Below are 15,121 nucleotides of genomic sequence, written 5' to 3'. Positions count from 1 at the left end.
TGTTGACTCCGTTCAGGCGTCAGGCTCGAGTGGGCTCAGCTTGCGCACCCTGGGGGCACCGCATTCAGGCGGATCCGGTGTTTCCAGGAGGACCTTGAATTCATCTCCCGGCGTCCAGTCGTGGTCCGATGCGTCGGTCTGGAACCGGATTCCGCCAGGGAAGAAATCCATGAGAGCGGTATTGTCCTCGAAACGCACCAGCTCAGCAATGCCGCGCACTGGCGTCCATTCACAGTCCGGGTTGTTTTCGGCGCCGGAAGTCGTATTGCTATTGGGCTGGAATACGCTGCAGCCGGCCAGCAGGGTCATGAGCACCAGTAGCAGTAGTGGACGGAGGTGCTTCATGGTGTAGAGCTCCCCTGTCTCCCGACGTTCGAAGTGTTTTCCGGCAGGCAGGCAATGACCTGCTCGCATTGCGTCATGGCGTAATCATGAACGTTCTGTACCAGTCCTTCCTCATCCCGGGCGCGCAGCAGGTCAAGCGATTCCCGCATGTGGTTGAGGTTGGCTTCCAGCACGCGGTTGCCCTGGCGCAGGGCGACGAAGGCGCAGCGCTTGGCCGAGGGCCACAGATCGTTGACCGCTGCCGTGATGAAGTAGTTGTCAGCATAGGCCAGCGAGGCCTGGGTATAGGCCATGCCGGTATCCAGGAACTCCATGAGCTGGCCGTCACGGTAGGACTCGCGCATGCTTTGGTACAGTGACTCAAGCCGTTCCATATCCTCGGGCTGCCACTGGCGGACAAGCTTGCGCCCTGTATGGCTCAGGAAAACGCTCATCGCCTCATACAGGCTGCGTACGAAATCCTCATCCAGAGTGGTGACGAATGCGCCCTTGCGCGGTACGTTGCGCACAAGATGGCGCTTTTCCAGCATCAACAGCGCTTCGCGCACGGCACCATGGCTTACGTCGAGTTCCTTGGCCATCCTGCTTTCATGGACCCGCTCGCCTGATTGGAGCTGTTCAAAGGCGATCATGTTCTCCAGGTGGCGGGCAACCTGTTCACTCAGGGTTTCGCGGGGCTTGAACGACTGCATTGCCGAGACTCGGGTTGAGGCTATTGTCCGGATAGTATCATTCAATCGTTGCACAGATCAGCGGCTCTGCAAGGCGTGTAGCCCCTTGATTTTTGCCAAATGGATCCCAAGCTCTGACCTTGGACCCTGGCATGGGCGTTCAGTACCGGCTCAAGCATGAGCACAGAGGGGTCGAATTTGTGTTAACGTCCATGGCTGAGGCTCTTTACCGAATACTGAAGGCCGTTAAGGAGGAAACATTATGGCTTTTGAACTCCCCAATCTTCCCTATTCCTACAACGCACTGGCGGAAAAGGGGATGTGCCAGGAAACGCTTGAGCTCCACCACGGCAAGCACCACAACACCTATGTCACGACCCTGAACAGCCTGGTCGAGCAGGACAGCAACCTGCAGGGCAAAGCGCTGGAAGAGATCGTCAAGTTTGCCTACGGGCGTGAGGATATGCAGAAGGTGTTCAACCAGGCGGGGCAGCACTGGAACCACAACATCTTCTGGGAAAACATGTCCCCTAATGGTGGTGGCATCCCCGGCAAGCTGGAGCAAAAGCTCGTTGAGGACTTCGGGTCAGTGGATGATTTCAAGGAGCAGTTCAAGACCACGGCGGTTGGCCAGTTCGGCTCTGGCTGGGGCTGGCTGGTGCTTGGCAATGACGGCAAGCTGAAGGTTACCAAGACGCCGAACGCTGTTAACCCGCTGGCCACTGGTGAAGGCAGGGTTCTGCTGGCGCTGGACGTCTGGGAGCACAGCTACTATCTGGACTTCCGTAACCGTCGTCCGGATTATGTTATGAACTTCCTGAACAACCTGGCCAACTACGAGTACGCCGAAGAGCAGCTCAATAAGGCGTAAGCTGGCCCGCTACGCCCTTTCGGAGGGCTTGGCTTTAACCCCCGTCCGGTGCCTCCGGTCGGGGGTTTTGTGTTTCAGGCAAGACTGTCTATAAAGGCCCTGATGCGTTGCTGAATGCCATCGGGGTGCGTAACCGGCGCCCAGTGGTTGGCCCTCAATCGCTCACAGGTTACCTGTGTGCATAAACGGGCCATGGCTTCGCAGAGGGCGGGGGCCACAAAGGCGTCTTCGGTTAGGGCCAGGATCTGGGTCGGGGTGCTGATGCTTTGAGGGCGCGGAGGCGCTGGTGGCGTGAGAGTGTTCTCTCGATAGAGCTGGAAGGTGTGGTGTGTCACGCTGGCAATCGCGCTGCGCGAGCGTGCCTGGTGAGGGTGATCTTTGGGGATGCCACCTTTCCTCAGGGCCATCCGGTACAGGGTCTGACCAAGGGTTTTGAAAACGGCCTCACCAACGCCGGGAATGGTCAAGGCCAGCATGTACCAGGAGCGTAATGCTTGGGTCCGTGCTGGCTTGTGAGCCGGACCAGGCTTCAGGATGCTTTCCCGGATCCATTCCGAAGCGGCCCCAAGGTGGGGGCCGGAAAGGCTGGTCCAGGACTCAACCCGCCGGCCATAGACCGGATCGGCGATGAAGCTCCAGCCGATGATTGAGCCCCAGTCATGGCCCACCAAATGGGCGTTCCCTTGCGCGCCACGGGTTGCTGTTAGAACCGCATCAATATCGTCCATAAGGCAGGGAATGCGATAGCCTCGCGCCCGTGCTGGCGCTGAACTTTGGCCGGCGCCCCGCATGTCGAAGCTGATGACATGGTAGTCCTCGCTCAAAGCAGTCATGGTCGCCAGCCACAGGTCGTGGCAGTCCGGGAAGCCGTGCAGGAAGAGGATGCCGGGCTTTGCGGGATCGCCCTCTTCCACAATGTGGAGGGTTGTCTGGGGACGTTTGAGTGACTGTGTTCGCATGGGTCTGCTCCGGTAAGGCTGGCGTTGGCCCAGTCTCCCGGAGACAGAGGCTGTGTCATTGGCTGTCTTTCACGAACGGCCCGTCGGATCACCCGTTCCAATACAGGTGGTGTGATCATTGGTACCCAGTGGCGGGAGCGGTGCCGTCCAGTGTTCCAGCGGTGAGGGCGCCGGTTCTGACCCGGACGCTTATGGAAAGCGTTGGGGCAGAATGGGGTTAAGCGGACTGTGATCGGGTTGTTAGCTGGTAGTAGCGTTTGCGGACATGATTTCGGAGCAGCTTGATGTGCTTACCCAGGCGGAGAAGAAACGCGAGGCGCTGGGTGAAAGAGGGTTGGGGGGTGAGGGGGGTAGGCCAGTCGATGTGCTGCAGATAGTACTGGTAAGTCCTGCGTTCAGGGTGAAAACTGCCGTAATGCCAGGGCTTCTGCGGGCCTGTGAAGTGAATGAGTTGCGGTGTGGCAATGGCCTGCTTCAGTGTGTTGCGGCTGTAGCCGCTGCCTTGTTGGTATTTGCGGATCACTTTATGGATCGTTGCCTGCTGGTTCCACCCGGGATGTAAACGGTGCCAGTCACCGTTAAAGACAGCGTTGAGGCTGCACTGGTCCATGAACTTGAGTTGGTGGGCATGGTTAGCAGCGTATTCCGCGACCTGGTGGTGCAGGCCATAACGACGCCACTGGTCGAGGTCCTGGATCAGAACGCCTGAGTTGAAGTAGTCCGAGCGCGCAATACCAATGGTCTCCGAGGCCGAGCGGGAAAGGTCCTCAACGGCAGCCAGGGCGGCGGTCCCGATGTCTGTCCGCCAGAGCGCTTCCACATCGCCCAGGACCAGCGTGTCTGCGTCGATGTAGACAATCCTGCTCAGGCTTGCTGGAAGGTATTGAGCCAGCATGATGCGCTGGTACGCGGCCAGGCCAAAGCGGCTGGTGGGCAGCTCACTGAAGACCAGGTTATCAGCCGGGTAGACGTGAAGGGTGCCGCCGCGGTGCTCAACGTTGCGGCGCATTGCTTCCAGGCTGACCTCACTGACGTTGTCACTGACAAAGTGGAAGTGGATTGGTGTTGAGCCGTGATGATTGGAGAGCGTAGACGTCATCATAACGGTGACGAAAGGCGCATAACCTTCGTCACAGCAGGATGCGATGTGAATGGGGTCTGTGCTCATGGGGTCGGGCGTTCTATGTGCTGTCTTAAGTGGAAATGATAGATAAACCCGCCAATGCAGGCGTGAATGACGTGCCCGGAATTGAACATGATGTACGACTCGAACATGTTCACTGTTAACCAGAAAGCCGTGAATGTAGCGGCGAACGTCAGGGCATCAGCGGGCATGGCCCCCGATCTGAACGCTTGAACGGCTCGCCAGCCTACCACAAAGACGAGGGCCGCGATCAGTGAAAACCCGAGGACGCCGGTAGCAACCAGGGTTTCAAGGTAGGTATTGTGCAAGTGGCCAAAACGCTTCTTGAAACGGGGCGAGAAAAAATCGGACTGGTCAATCAGGTCATCGGTAACGCCAGGTCCCCATCCGAGCAAGGGCCTTTCGCTGAACCATTCCCAGGAGGCGGCCCAGGACGCCACGCGCACGGCTGAACTGCTTTCTTTGAACGGTTCCAGATTGATGGCGTGTTCCAGGTTCGTGATGGCCTGCTTGTTGATTTCAAGGCGGTCAACAACCCTGTTTTCCAGGCTGGTTGAATCAACAACCGCAGCCAGGCTTCCCAGAACCCCGAATACGAGCGCAACGGCCATAATCGCCGCCTTACGTTCGATGCCCCGTCCCGGGGAGCTCATTCTCGACGTCCAAAGGTGAGCAATAGTGCCGACAGGTAGGCATACCGCCAGTCCAAGCCATACTGCCCGCACCTGTGTGAGGGCTACAATGGCAACGGCAACAGCGATGGAGAGTGCGTGAAAGACCAGCCACAGGTAGTGGCGGACAGCCTTATGGGGCCGGTGCAGGCACCTTGGCAGAGACAGGACCAGAGCAATGAGTGCCGTACCAAAAACGGCACCGGTGTGCTGAGCATTCAGAAACCCGAGTGAAGCGCGGTGGGCGCTGATGAGCTCGCGTATGGCGTCATGGTTGTAAGCAATGATCGCCGTCAGTAGTCCGATCCAGATAATGGCGAGAAAGGTCCAGGGCGATAACCACTTTGAACGGGCAAGGCCATAGCCCACCATCACCACCAACATTGGCTTGGCGTAGTAACGCGAGAACCGCACCTTCTGTGCAAGGTCATCTGGAAGGGAGAGCGAGCGGTACAAGTGGCTGAGAAGAATATAAGCCAACAGTAGAAATGCGACCTGGACCCCAGTGTCCTGACGCAGGGGAGCGTTGGATTGATGGCAACAACAGATCAGGAACAGTAAAACCAGCAGGGTTTCTGCCACCTGGTACAACGAGGGCGCGAGATGCCATGCGCCTGCGTAGGCAATCAGGGTGAGGCTGAACCAGGAGGCGGTGGTTTTCAGGGAATGTAGGTCGTAGCGCATTATGTTTTGAGGCTGCTTTCGGTCAAGACAGCGGAGTCTATCAGACCTTGTAGATTGGCGAGATCAACGGCGGGTGCCGGTTTGCCAGGCGCTGACCTCCTGTCAAAAACGCCTGGGATTGAAGGCCTGGGTGGCGATCCGTGGCGTCTCGCCATGCATCAACAGCCCCAGCAGTTCGGCGCTGCCGGCGGAGAGGGTCCACCCAAAGGTGCCATGGCCCGTGTTGATCCAGAGGTTATCCAGGTTGCCTGCGCCCAGTGCGGGGGGGCCGTCCGGCAGCATCGGGCGGAAGCCGGTCCAGGGTTCCGCATGATGGAATGCCGCCGCGCCCGGGAAACGCTCGTTGACCGCTTCCTGCAGAACCTGCAGACGTGACTCGGGAATGCGGCGGTTGAAGCCGTTAAGCTCCGCGAACCCGGTGACGCGCATCCGGTCTCCGAGGCGCGTGATGGCCACGTTGTTATCCAGGTCCACGACCGTGGAGCGGGGCGCTTTCCCGGGGTCCTCCAGCGGCGCTGTCAGGGAATAGCCTTTGACCGGGTAAACAGGCAGCTTCAGACCCAGTGGCCGGGTCAGGTCCCGTGAAGCGCAGCCGGCACAGATCACGGTTGTATCAGCGGCTTCCAGCCAGCTGCTGTCGGCGTCCGAGACATGGGCGCCTTCCAGGGTGTGGCCATTATGCGCCCATTGCGTCACGCTCGTGCCAAATAAAAACCGGACCCCGGCCTCCCGGCACTGCTCCATGAGCAACCATGACAGCCGGTGGCAGTCGCCGGTGCCGTCGCCATTGATCAGAAGCGATGGTTGAAGGCCATCGGTTGAAGCCAGTGCGGGTTCCTGGCGCCTGACTGCGTCGGGAGCCAACCATTCATGCTCGATCGCCTGTTCCGCCAGGGCTCGAGCCTTGCTCTGAAGCCCGGCATACTCCGCCGGATCACGGCTGATCTCCAGCAACCCGGCATGCTGGCCATCGAAGCCTTCCGGCAGCTCCTGATCGATGGCGTGGAAAGCGTCCTGACTGAGCTGGCCGAGCTGCAGCATGGCCCGATTGCTGGCCTCATAGCGACCCTTTTCCCAGGCGTAGCGCAATGTCTGAAGCAGAAACCCCATGGTTCGGGGCGCCGGCGGCATCGGCATCTTCAACGGACCTTGCCGCCGCACCAGCCCTTTCAGGCCGACACCGATGAGGTTGGGTGCCGCCCACGGCGAGACATGCCCGTAGGAGCGCTGGCCGGCATTGGCATAGCTGGTTTCCAGGCCCGGGCCTTCGTGGGCATCGACGACCGTGACCTCATAACCCCGACGCGCCAGCATACGGGCGGTGGTTACACCGACGATGCCGGCGCCGACAACGAGTGCTTTCATCAGGCTAACTCCCGCAGCTGCCAGTCATTATGCGTGATGGGGGTGGCCCCTTGCTCACCCACAACGACGGTATTGCTCATGCCGATACCGAATGCCCCGGGCACCCGCAGGCAAAGGGGAAGGTGGAAGACCATACCCGGCTCGAACGGTGCCTCCTCTCCCTCGGCAATAAAGCCGGTGCCCTCCACCCAGCTTGGTGGAAACTGGGCGCCCACTGTATAGCCGAAGACACCGGAGAAGAAGACCTCGTCCGCCACGCCCGCGTGCGCCAGTACACGGTGGGCTGCAGAGGCGGCATCGGTGAAGCGCTGGCCTGGTCGCATTGCAGTAGTCAGTGTCTCATGCAGTTGGTGGCAGACATCGTTGAGCCGTTTCATACGGTCGGATGCCTGGCCCGCAATGACCGTGCGCATCTGCGGCGCCGTATAGCGGTGGCGCACCGCGCCGAATTCCAGGAAAACGGCGTCATCCCGGGCGACAACGCGGTTCTGGTGGTTAAGGTGGATCACGCTGCTGCGGGGGCCGCTGACCACGATGGGTTGCAGGCTCATGAATTCGCTACCCGCGGCCAGCATGGCCCGGGCCCCCTCGGCGGCAATGGTATTCTCGGTGGTTCCTGGCTCGGCCACGGCCATGGCAGCGTCCAGCCCCGCCATGGTCATGCTGGCGCTGTCATGGAGACGTTCCAGCTCCGCTGCCGTTTTGACGCGTCTTACGGGGTCCAGAACGGCGCTGGAGTCGCTGAAGGTCGCCTGGGGAAGTTGCGCCCGTAGCGCTTCCAACAGCCCCGGGCGCAGGCCATTGCCCCACTGGTTCACGCCGATGCTCTGGCAGTCGCGGAGCTGGTCCACCAGTGGTCCGATGACGGACTGGACGGATTCCCAGCGGTACCCAGCGATCTCATCCACTAGAGCGGTTGCTGCGGCGGGGCCGGTTTCAATGGACGGAACCTGGAGCAGGCAATGCGCCGGGCGGAAGACCAGAGCCGCGTGCACCGAGACCTCAAAGGTCCGGTAGCCGGTCAGGTAGTTGATCTCGCCCGGGTTGGTCACCAGAAGCGCCTCAATACCGGCCTCGAGCATGGCGCTGGCGACGCGCCGGCGGCGTGCCTGGAACTCATCGGCGTCAAAACTCTGCTCGGTACCCGCAGCAGTGTCGCGCAGCGCCTCAAGATAGGCGGTGTGATCCATGGGTGGCCTCTGGTAGTGTCTGACACTGAGTGTAAGTGAAGCAGATTAACCCCGGCCCTGTCGCCCAGAATGGAGTCCGTATGAGTACTGATGAAGGAGGCCCGCAACTGAAATCCTGCCCCCGCAAGCCCAACTGTGTTTCCAGCCAGGGTAGTGGCAGGCAGTACATCGCTCCTTTTCCAGGGGGCGAGGAGACGTGGGAGCGGCTGCCCCGGGTGCTTGAAGCGATGCCGGGGGTGCGGATTGTGGAGCAGACGGCAGACGCAATCCGGGCCGAGGCGCGGACCAGGGTCCTGCGGTTCGTGGATGACCTTGATTTTGTCCGTGACCGGGAACAGGGCGCGATTGAGGTGCGCTCGGCCTCTCGCCTCGGGTATTCGGACTTTGGAGTGAACCGGCGCCGGCTGGAAGCGGTACGTGCCGCGCTGAGGAAGGAATAGTCATGGCCCGGACCTATCAGGACCTGCTTCCCGTTGCGGAGCGCCTGGCCCCGGTGTTCTACCGTGAAGAGATCGAGGGCGAGGGGATGGAGGCACTCACTGGCATCCTTGCGGCGCACCCAAAGCTGATGATTGTGATGAACCATGGTCCCATGCTCGGGCCGGCGCCTGCCCTGACGGCTCTGGTACGGGCCATGGCGCGTCATGGCGGGGGGGATCGGGTTCCGTTTGGCGTGACCTGGCGTGGATTCTATCGCCTGCCCGGCGTCGGGCCCCTGGCGGAGCGTCTGGTTCAGACCACGGCTGAAACCGGCGTGGAGGACCTGGTGACGAAATTGCGGGGGACCACCTTCAATGATTGTGGCCTGATGCCGGAGGGCGCGTACTGCAATATGGGTAATGGCGTCGATATCCAGCCATTTCGCAGTGAACGGTTCATTGAGGCCGCGGTTCGCGCCCAGGTCCCTGTGCTGCTGTTCGCCCATAGCGGTACGGAAAAGCTGGGACGGCCTGTGCCGGTCCCGAGGGCAGCCCATTGTCTGGTGGCGCGTCTGCCTCACCATTTACGCCGGGTGATTGACCAGAGCGGGGTGGTCAGCCTCCCCTGGTTACTGGGCGGAAGGGTCCCCGAGCTGGGGATCGCCTGTGAGCTCTTTCACCCGGAGCTGACGCCGGAGGTACTGGAGGCGCCAGGGGCCGCAAACCGGGTCTCATCAAGTGCCCGCCATGTTCGGGCCCGCCTGCAGCGGCTGGTGAACAATCTGTCCCTGGAGATGGAGGCGCACTAGGGCTGCTCTTTACTCCAGGGAGGCGGAGGCCTGTGCTTCCCGGTGCCTTGAGCGGTAGTGGCCAGGGCTTTCCCCTGTCCAACGCTTGAAGGCTCGGCTGAAGGCGCTGAGTTCCGAAAAGCCCAGCAGGAAGGCTACCTCCGTCAATCCGTATTCGCCCTCGGCAACATACTGTAGAGCCCGTTCCCGACGTACCGTCTCGGCCAGACTCTGGAAACTTTCTCCCTCCTTTTTCAGCTTCCGGTACAGGGTCTGGCGGCTCATGTGCATGGCTGAGGCTACCCGGTCGACGTCCGGGGTACGGGGAAGCTGTTTCTGGACGATGCGCCGGACCCGTTCGGAGATGGTCTTGCGGGGGCGAAGCTGGCGCAGCAGACGGTTGACGTGCGTGGTCAGGGCCGAGTGCACATAGGGATTACGGTGGGGCAGCGGGGAGTCCAGATAGCGGGCCGGAAAACACAGGCTTGTCTCGCCAGCCCCGAAGGTCACCGGGCACTGGAAGATCCGTTCGTAATGGGCGCGGTAGCCGGGGTCTTCGTGCGCCAGGCTCAGCTGCTCCAGCGCCAGCTTGGGATGAATGAAATGGCGGGCCCGCGTCACGGCTGCTGACAGGGTGCGGTCCATGTCCGGGATGCAGTACAGCCCCGGATCCGGTACATGCCAGGTCACCCGTATCCGGTCGCCCTCCCGGCTCTGGTAAAGGTGAACCGCTTCATTCACCAGCTGGTGCAGCCGCATGTATTCCTCAAGGGCGTGTTCAATGGTGTCGCTGTTGAACACGATGTGGCTCATCAGCCCCATACGGTCGGGGTCCACGATCTCGCCCAGCCGCAACCCCAGGGCCGGATCGCCGGTCAGAAGCAGCGCCTGCTGCCACAACCGGTTGTGGTCATGGACAACAACGCGGCAGTCCGGGTCCTCCAGCTCGTCGGAGGAGATACCAAGGATGCCGTCGACCTGCTGCTGGGTGGCGAATCCCCGGCTGGTCAGGTAATGGGCGAGGGCAAGGGTTCCGGAAGCGCTCACCGTGGGACTGTCTGTCATCGACTGTTACCACCTGTCAAAAGGTTGAGCGAGCTTGTCAAGCCCGTTCAGGCATTGCGGCATAGAATAATACCTGAATTCCTGACAAACCCAAGGAGTCGTGTTATGGATATGGATACCAGTCTCGAAATCTGCGTTCCGCATACCGAAGAAGAAAAAGCCAATCTCAAGGCGCTGTCCGAGTATCTCAGCCAGATCCCGGTTTTCAACTAAGCGTCATGCCTTATCGTCGTAATCCCTGATGAGGTCCTCACCACTACGGTGACGGGCCTTCATTTTTTCAACCCTTTCCAGAATCCCCTCCATACGGCCCAGCCTGGCCTGGGTTTCAAGGGCCCTCATTGATGCATTGGCCCGGAAGTCGAATTTCAGGCCATAACGGTATCCGTCCCCGTCGGGTCGGGCATTGGCAACCACTGCAACAACCCGTTGCTGACGGATTTCGCTGCGATCCAGTCGCAGGGTCAGGTCAATGAAAACCTTCTGACCAATGCGCAGTTTCTGTGGGGTAATGATGGCAACCCCTTCGCGGGTGAAGTCGGTCGCCTCCACGATCTCGCCATGCCGCAGGAAGCGTCGCCCGGGTCTCAGCCGGACTTCGAGCTCGGCGGCTGGATAGCGCCGCAGATGGCGGCGCTCGTCCTGTTCCGGTGATGCTGTGGCCATGGGTCTGGGTTCCATTTAGGCTTACACTGCTTGATCTCACGAGTCTAAGCCTGTCACTGCGTGTTCGCCAGTGGGGGATAGCGGTACGGACATGGAGAAATCGTCTTGAGTGAAACAGTAGAATTGAACGCGGGGGTGAAGGGCGACGGTCCGCCCCTGATTCTGATGCATGGTCTCTTTGGCGCTGGCGATACCCTGGGTGGCGTGCGTCGGCGTCTGGCGCCGGAGTATGAGGTCCATAGTCTGGATCTGCGCAACCACGGCGATTCACCGCACGTGGCCAGTATGAGCTATCCGGAGATGGCTGCGGATGTGCTGGCCTATATGGATCGGGTTGGGCTGGATCAGGCCCACCTGCTGGGCCATTCCATGGGGGGCAAGACGGCCATGGAACTGGCCCTTATGGCGCCGGAGCGGGTGCATCGCCTGATCGTTGCCGACATTGCGCCGGTGGCTTATGAACCACATCATGATGCGATTCAGGATGCTCTCGAGGCGCTGGAACCGGCGACCGTGACCTCCCGGCGCGAAGCCGATGCCGTGCTGGCGCGATTCATTGACGACAAAGGGGTGCGCCAGTTCCTGCTGACCAATCTGGTGCCCGGGGAGGGCGGATTCCGGTGGCGGATGAATGTAGCAGGGATCCTCGGCTGCTATGAGCAGATCATGGCCGGGCCCTCGACCAGCGGGGATTTTGCAGGCCCAACGCTGTTCGTTCGCGGCGGGGCATCGGACTATATCCAGAGTCACCACCAGGAGGCGGTTCAAGGTTATTTTCCCAATGCCCAACTGAAGGTGATCCCGGAGGCTGGACACTGGCTGCATGCGGAAAAGCCTGACCTGTTCGCCCGCATCTGCCATCGTTTTCTGGCCGGGGAATTCTGAACCTGGCGCTGACGCCTGCGACTGGTAATGACCATGAAAAAGATTCTTTTTACACTACTGATCGTCGTTCTGGTGCTCACCGGTGTCTTCCTGCTCTGGCCATCCCCGATTGACGCAGTGGCCTGGCAGCCGCCGCAAGCCCCGGCGCTGGAAGGCCCGGCGCAGCCCAACCGGGCGCTGGAGGATGCGCAAGTGCTGGCCAAAGGGCAGGTCCAGGGACCAGAAGACACCGAGGTTGATGCCGAGGGCAACGTCTATGGTGGGCTGGCGGATGGTCGGATCATCCGCGTGAGCCCTGGTGGAGAGGTGACGACCTTTGCGGACACAGGCGGCCGCCCGCTGGGGTTGGCGTTTGATGAGGACGGCAACCTGATCGTGGCGGATGCCTGGAAGGGACTGCTGTCGGTGGCCCCTGATGGCTCGGTTGAGGTGTTGACCACTGGGGCCGGGGGCAAACCGTTTGCCTTCACCGATGATCTGGCCATTGCATCGGATGGGCGCATCTACTTCTCCGATGCCAGCAGCCGTTTCCATCAGCCGGACTACCGCCTGGATATGCTTGAGGCACGGCCCCATGGCCGGCTGCTGCGCTACAACCCGGCAACGGGCAAGACCGAGACACTCATGGATAATCTTTATTTCGCCAATGGTGTTGCACTGACCGAGGATGAGCATTCCGTCCTGGTCAATGAAACGGCGCGCTACCGCATCCAGCAGTACTGGCTGGAAGGAGAGAAGGCGGGCACCCGTGAAATATTTGCCCGGAACCTGCCAGGCATTCCGGATAACCTGTCAACGGATGATAACGGCATCATCTGGGTGGCCTTGCCGACCCAGCGAAATTCCCGACTGGACGCTTTCCACCCGATGCCATGGCTCAAGGAACAACTGGCCAAGTTGCCGGAGACCCTGCAGCCCGGTCCCGAGCCTTATGGTCTTGTGCTGGCCTTTGATCAGCAGGGACGGATGCTGGGCAGCCTGCATGACCCAACAGGCAGGCGTTTGCAGATGGTAACCTCGGTGAAGGCGCGAGATGGTGCGCTCTATTTCGGCTCGCTCTACAATGACCGTATTGGTCGACTGGATTACGAGCGGGCGATGAAACAGCTCAGGGAGCAACCGGATGAGTGATTGGCAGTGGCGGATGCCCGAGCCGTTCACAATGGACATCAGCGTCACCGATCAGGACGTGGATCGCCTCGGGCATGCCAACAATGTCATCTATCTGCAGTGGATGGAGGAAATCAGCTGGGCACACATTGAGTCCGTTGGCCTGAGCTGGGAGCTGCAGGAAGAGCTTGGGCGTGCCATGGCCATTGTGCGCACGGAGATTGATTACAGGGCGGCCGCGCTGGCAGGCGACGAACTGGTTCTGGGAACCTGGCTGACCGAGTTCGATGGCAAGCTGCGCTCCGGCCGCCATTTCCAGCTGGTGCGCCCAAGCGATGGCCGGACCCTGGTGGAAGCGGCTTCCTGGCATGTGTGCATCGATACCGCTACCCAGCGTCCCGCGCGCATTCCCACGCCCATGGCGGAGCGTTTGAAGGACGCCAGCCACGACCAATAACTCCGGAGGAGCCACCATGCGCCAGATCATCATTCCCGAATTCGGTGATGCCAGTGTTCTCGAAGCACGTGATGCGGCGTTGCCTGAGCCCGGGGCGGGCGAGGTCCGGGTCCGTGTGGCCAGTGCCGGGGTCAATCCGATTGATTTCAAGACCCGTTCCGGCCTGGGCTTCGTGGCCAACGCCATCCGGGATCACCTGCCCTGGGTGCCAGGGTTTGAGGTGGCCGGCACCATTGAGGCACTGGGCGCCGACGTTGACGGCTGGCGTGTGGGCGACCCCGTTGTGGGCATGATCGGCTTCCCGCGGGCCGGGGGCGGTTACGCGGAACAGGTGCTGGTCAGGGCCGATGAACTCTGCCGGGCGCCTGAGGGGCTGAAACTGGAGGCGATTGGCGCTGTTCCCCTGGCCGCCCTGACGGCCTGGCAGGGGCTGTTCAGCCATCTTGGGCTCCAGACCGGCCAGAAGCTGTTGATTCTGGGCGGTGGCGGGGGCGTGGGCCACTTCGCCGTTCAGTTCGCGGCCCAGCACGGCGCTCATGTGGTGGCGACCGGTTCGGGGGCCAACGAGGAATTTCTCCATCAACTGGGCGCGGACGACGTGATCAACTACGAGAACGAAGATGTCCATGACGTCTGCTATGGACTGGATGCCGTGCTCGATCTTGTGGGCGGAGAGACCGGCAAGGCAGCGCTCAGTACCCTGGGCGAGCATGGCAAGCTGGTCACCGTTCCCACGGTAACGGCCCAGCCGATCAGGGAGCTTGCCGCTGAAAAGGGCATTCAGGCCACCGGCTACGTGGTTGAGCCCGACACGGAACAGCTGGAGGAGATTCTGGCGCTGCTTAACCGGGGCGACGCCGAACTGCACATCGCCGCCGCCTTCCCCCTGGGCGATGCCGCCGCCGCTCATCGCCGCCAGGAGGAGGGGCATGTGCGGGGCAAGCTGGTGCTACAGCCCTGATCCTCGGCGTGCTCTGTCTACCCCGGGTCACACAAAACGTTTGAGTGTCTGTTTCACACCGCTCACCCAGGGCCCACCAAACAGGTTCAGGTGGTTGAGTTCGTGGTACAGGTTGTACAGCGGTGCCCGTTCCTCCCAGTCTTTTTCAACAGGGCTGTTGGCCAGGTAGGCCGTGTAGAAGTCGCGCGGCTGGCTGCCGAACATCGTGGTCATGGCGAGTTCCGCCTCGGGCCAGCCGTAATGGGTGGCAGGGTCGATGAGGACGGGGTCGCCCTTGGGGCCACAGTGGATATTGCCGGACCACAGGTCGCCGTGGATCAGGCTGGCGGGCTGTTCCGGGATCCAGCGATCGAGTCGGCCCGTGAGCCATTCCAGCTGCTGGATATCGCCCTGGCCAAGCCGGCCGCTGTCCCGCGCCATGCGGCCCTGGTGCAGGAGGCGGGCCTCGGCAAAAAAGCGGAAGCCGTCGCGCATGCGCGGGTTGGGCTGGAGTGTGAGGCCGCAGAAGTTATCCCGCTCGAAACCGAACTCATGGGCTGTTGTGCCGTGGAGCTGGGCCAGCTGCTCCCCGAGCTCACGGGCGAAGTTCCCGCCGGGGCGACCCTCCAGCCATTCCAGGATCAAGCCTTCTTCCGCAACGGCAATCACCGAAGGGATGCGCACCGCATCGGCCGCGGCCAGCGCCCTGAGACCGGCCGCCTCAGCCTCAAAGAAGCCGGCTGGCGGTGCCGCGTGGGTCTTGAGGAAGAGGTGGCGTCCGTCTTCGAGGGTCAGCCGTGCCGCATCGTTGATGCTGCCGCCACCCACCGGGTGCACGGACGTTATGGTGCTGTCGAGCTGGAGGGAAAGGCTGTCCGGAATGCCTGCCAT

Annotated in this window: 17 protein-coding genes; 7 read left to right on the top strand and 10 right to left on the bottom strand. The window is 61.3% G+C overall.

The genetic code is table 11. The annotated features are described in order from the left end of the window. Positions 1-12: 12 nt before the first annotated feature. Positions 13-345: a hypothetical protein gene (locus tag AC1RQI_RS08150; RefSeq protein WP_481904351.1), complete on the bottom strand. Its 333-nt coding sequence runs from the start codon at positions 343-345 to the stop codon at positions 13-15. Then, on the bottom strand, positions 342-1,037 hold the full coding sequence (locus AC1RQI_RS08145; protein WP_481904350.1) for a GntR family transcriptional regulator: 696 nt from the start codon (positions 1,035-1,037) through the stop codon (positions 342-344). The genes AC1RQI_RS08150 and AC1RQI_RS08145 overlap by 4 nt, the downstream gene beginning before the upstream one ends. 241 nt (positions 1,038-1,278) lie before the next feature. On the opposite strand from AC1RQI_RS08145, the gene AC1RQI_RS08140 reads away from it, so the two are divergent. Further along, positions 1,279-1,887, top strand: a complete 609-nt coding sequence (locus tag AC1RQI_RS08140; RefSeq protein WP_416632541.1) for a superoxide dismutase — start codon at positions 1,279-1,281, stop codon at positions 1,885-1,887. A 74-nt stretch (positions 1,888-1,961) separates the two neighbouring features. Here AC1RQI_RS08140 and AC1RQI_RS08135 read toward each other — a convergent pair whose 3' ends face one another. The 5 genes from AC1RQI_RS08135 to AC1RQI_RS08115 all read right to left on the bottom strand — a co-directional run bounded on the left by AC1RQI_RS08135 (position 1,962) and on the right by AC1RQI_RS08115 (position 7,900). Continuing rightward, positions 1,962-2,846 (bottom strand): alpha/beta fold hydrolase, encoded by an 885-nt coding sequence (locus AC1RQI_RS08135; protein ID WP_481904349.1) that lies wholly within the window; start codon positions 2,844-2,846, stop codon positions 1,962-1,964. 217 nt (positions 2,847-3,063) lie between these two features. Further along, positions 3,064-4,014 carry a glycosyltransferase family 8 protein gene (locus tag AC1RQI_RS08130; RefSeq protein WP_481904348.1) on the bottom strand — a complete coding sequence of 317 codons (951 nt, stop codon included), beginning with the start codon at positions 4,012-4,014 and terminating at the stop codon, positions 3,064-3,066. Continuing rightward, positions 4,011-5,243 carry an O-antigen ligase family protein gene (locus AC1RQI_RS08125; protein WP_481904347.1) on the bottom strand — a complete coding sequence of 411 codons (1,233 nt, stop codon included), beginning with the start codon at positions 5,241-5,243 and terminating at the stop codon, positions 4,011-4,013. The genes AC1RQI_RS08130 and AC1RQI_RS08125 overlap by 4 nt, the downstream gene beginning before the upstream one ends. A 204-nt stretch (positions 5,244-5,447) precedes the next feature. After that, a complete protein-coding gene (locus tag AC1RQI_RS08120) occupies positions 5,448-6,710 on the bottom strand; it encodes a D-amino acid dehydrogenase (protein ID WP_481904346.1) in 1,263 nt (420 codons plus the stop codon). Beyond that, positions 6,710-7,900 (bottom strand): M24 family metallopeptidase, encoded by a 1,191-nt coding sequence (locus AC1RQI_RS08115; protein ID WP_481904345.1) that lies wholly within the window; start codon positions 7,898-7,900, stop codon positions 6,710-6,712. The genes AC1RQI_RS08120 and AC1RQI_RS08115 overlap by 1 nt, the downstream gene beginning before the upstream one ends. Before the next feature lie 80 nt (positions 7,901-7,980). Between AC1RQI_RS08115 and AC1RQI_RS08110 the strand changes: the two genes are divergently transcribed. Continuing rightward, positions 7,981-8,340, top strand: a complete 360-nt coding sequence (locus AC1RQI_RS08110; protein ID WP_416632535.1) for a DUF1499 domain-containing protein — start codon at positions 7,981-7,983, stop codon at positions 8,338-8,340. A 2-nt stretch (positions 8,341-8,342) separates the two neighbouring features. Continuing rightward, complete coding sequence (locus AC1RQI_RS08105; protein WP_416632534.1) at positions 8,343-9,128, top strand: hypothetical protein; 786 nt, start codon at positions 8,343-8,345, stop codon at positions 9,126-9,128. 9 nt (positions 9,129-9,137) lie between these two features. Here AC1RQI_RS08105 and AC1RQI_RS08100 read toward each other — a convergent pair whose 3' ends face one another. Then, positions 9,138-10,172, bottom strand: coding sequence for an AraC family transcriptional regulator (locus tag AC1RQI_RS08100; RefSeq protein WP_481904344.1), 1,035 nt, complete (start codon positions 10,170-10,172; stop codon positions 9,138-9,140). Positions 10,173-10,388: 216 nt separating this feature from the next. Further along, a complete protein-coding gene (locus tag AC1RQI_RS08095) occupies positions 10,389-10,838 on the bottom strand; it encodes a PilZ domain-containing protein (protein WP_481904343.1) in 450 nt (149 codons plus the stop codon). A gap of 105 nt (positions 10,839-10,943) precedes the next feature. On the opposite strand from AC1RQI_RS08095, the gene AC1RQI_RS08090 reads away from it, so the two are divergent. The 4 genes from AC1RQI_RS08090 to AC1RQI_RS08075 are packed head-to-tail and all read left to right on the top strand — an operon-like array spanning position 10,944 to position 14,251. Next, positions 10,944-11,723, top strand: a complete 780-nt coding sequence (locus tag AC1RQI_RS08090; protein ID WP_481904342.1) for an alpha/beta fold hydrolase — start codon at positions 10,944-10,946, stop codon at positions 11,721-11,723. Between the two features lie 33 nt (positions 11,724-11,756). Then, positions 11,757-12,854 carry an SMP-30/gluconolactonase/LRE family protein gene (locus AC1RQI_RS08085; protein WP_481904341.1) on the top strand — a complete coding sequence of 366 codons (1,098 nt, stop codon included), beginning with the start codon at positions 11,757-11,759 and terminating at the stop codon, positions 12,852-12,854. After that, the gene (locus AC1RQI_RS08080) at positions 12,847-13,290 is read left to right on the top strand and encodes an acyl-CoA thioesterase (RefSeq protein ID WP_481904340.1); all 444 of its coding nucleotides are present in this window, start codon (positions 12,847-12,849) and stop codon (positions 13,288-13,290) included. Before AC1RQI_RS08085 ends, AC1RQI_RS08080 begins: the two co-directional genes overlap by 8 nt. 16 nt (positions 13,291-13,306) lie before the next feature. Then, complete coding sequence (locus AC1RQI_RS08075) at positions 13,307-14,251, top strand: NADP-dependent oxidoreductase (protein ID WP_481904339.1); 945 nt, start codon at positions 13,307-13,309, stop codon at positions 14,249-14,251. A gap of 27 nt (positions 14,252-14,278) precedes the next feature. On the opposite strand, the gene AC1RQI_RS08070 is transcribed toward AC1RQI_RS08075, so the two are convergent. After that, a complete protein-coding gene (locus tag AC1RQI_RS08070) occupies positions 14,279-15,121 on the bottom strand; it encodes a fructosamine kinase family protein (protein WP_481904338.1) in 843 nt (280 codons plus the stop codon).

Source organism: Salicola sp. AFF1 (assembly GCF_056783195.1).
Note: the sequence above shows the minus strand (reverse complement) of the source record. Positions and strands in the feature narration are given on the sequence as shown.

Excerpts from the sequence above, each read along its gene's own strand:
- AC1RQI_RS08150 (WP_481904351.1), bottom strand. The coding sequence starts at position 345 with ATGAAGCACCTCCGTCCACTACTGCTACTGGTGCTCATGACCCTGCTG.
- AC1RQI_RS08145 (WP_481904350.1), bottom strand. The coding sequence starts at position 1,037 with ATGCAGTCGTTCAAGCCCCGCGAAACCCTGAGTGAACAGGTTGCCCGC.
- AC1RQI_RS08140 (WP_416632541.1), top strand. The coding sequence starts at position 1,279 with ATGGCTTTTGAACTCCCCAATCTTCCCTATTCCTACAACGCACTGGCG.
- AC1RQI_RS08135 (WP_481904349.1), bottom strand. The coding sequence starts at position 2,846 with ATGCGAACACAGTCACTCAAACGTCCCCAGACAACCCTCCACATTGTG.
- AC1RQI_RS08130 (WP_481904348.1), bottom strand. The coding sequence starts at position 4,014 with ATGAGCACAGACCCCATTCACATCGCATCCTGCTGTGACGAAGGTTAT.
- AC1RQI_RS08120 (WP_481904346.1), bottom strand. The coding sequence starts at position 6,710 with ATGAAAGCACTCGTTGTCGGCGCCGGCATCGTCGGTGTAACCACCGCC.
- AC1RQI_RS08115 (WP_481904345.1), bottom strand. The coding sequence starts at position 7,900 with ATGGATCACACCGCCTATCTTGAGGCGCTGCGCGACACTGCTGCGGGT.
- AC1RQI_RS08110 (WP_416632535.1), top strand. The coding sequence starts at position 7,981 with ATGAGTACTGATGAAGGAGGCCCGCAACTGAAATCCTGCCCCCGCAAG.
- AC1RQI_RS08105 (WP_416632534.1), top strand. The coding sequence starts at position 8,343 with ATGGCCCGGACCTATCAGGACCTGCTTCCCGTTGCGGAGCGCCTGGCC.
- AC1RQI_RS08100 (WP_481904344.1), bottom strand. The coding sequence starts at position 10,172 with ATGACAGACAGTCCCACGGTGAGCGCTTCCGGAACCCTTGCCCTCGCC.
- AC1RQI_RS08095 (WP_481904343.1), bottom strand. The coding sequence starts at position 10,838 with ATGGCCACAGCATCACCGGAACAGGACGAGCGCCGCCATCTGCGGCGC.
- AC1RQI_RS08085 (WP_481904341.1), top strand. The coding sequence starts at position 11,757 with ATGAAAAAGATTCTTTTTACACTACTGATCGTCGTTCTGGTGCTCACC.
- AC1RQI_RS08080 (WP_481904340.1), top strand. The coding sequence starts at position 12,847 with ATGAGTGATTGGCAGTGGCGGATGCCCGAGCCGTTCACAATGGACATC.
- AC1RQI_RS08075 (WP_481904339.1), top strand. The coding sequence starts at position 13,307 with ATGCGCCAGATCATCATTCCCGAATTCGGTGATGCCAGTGTTCTCGAA.
- AC1RQI_RS08070 (WP_481904338.1), bottom strand. The coding sequence starts at position 15,121 with ATGGCAGGCATTCCGGACAGCCTTTCCCTCCAGCTCGACAGCACCATA.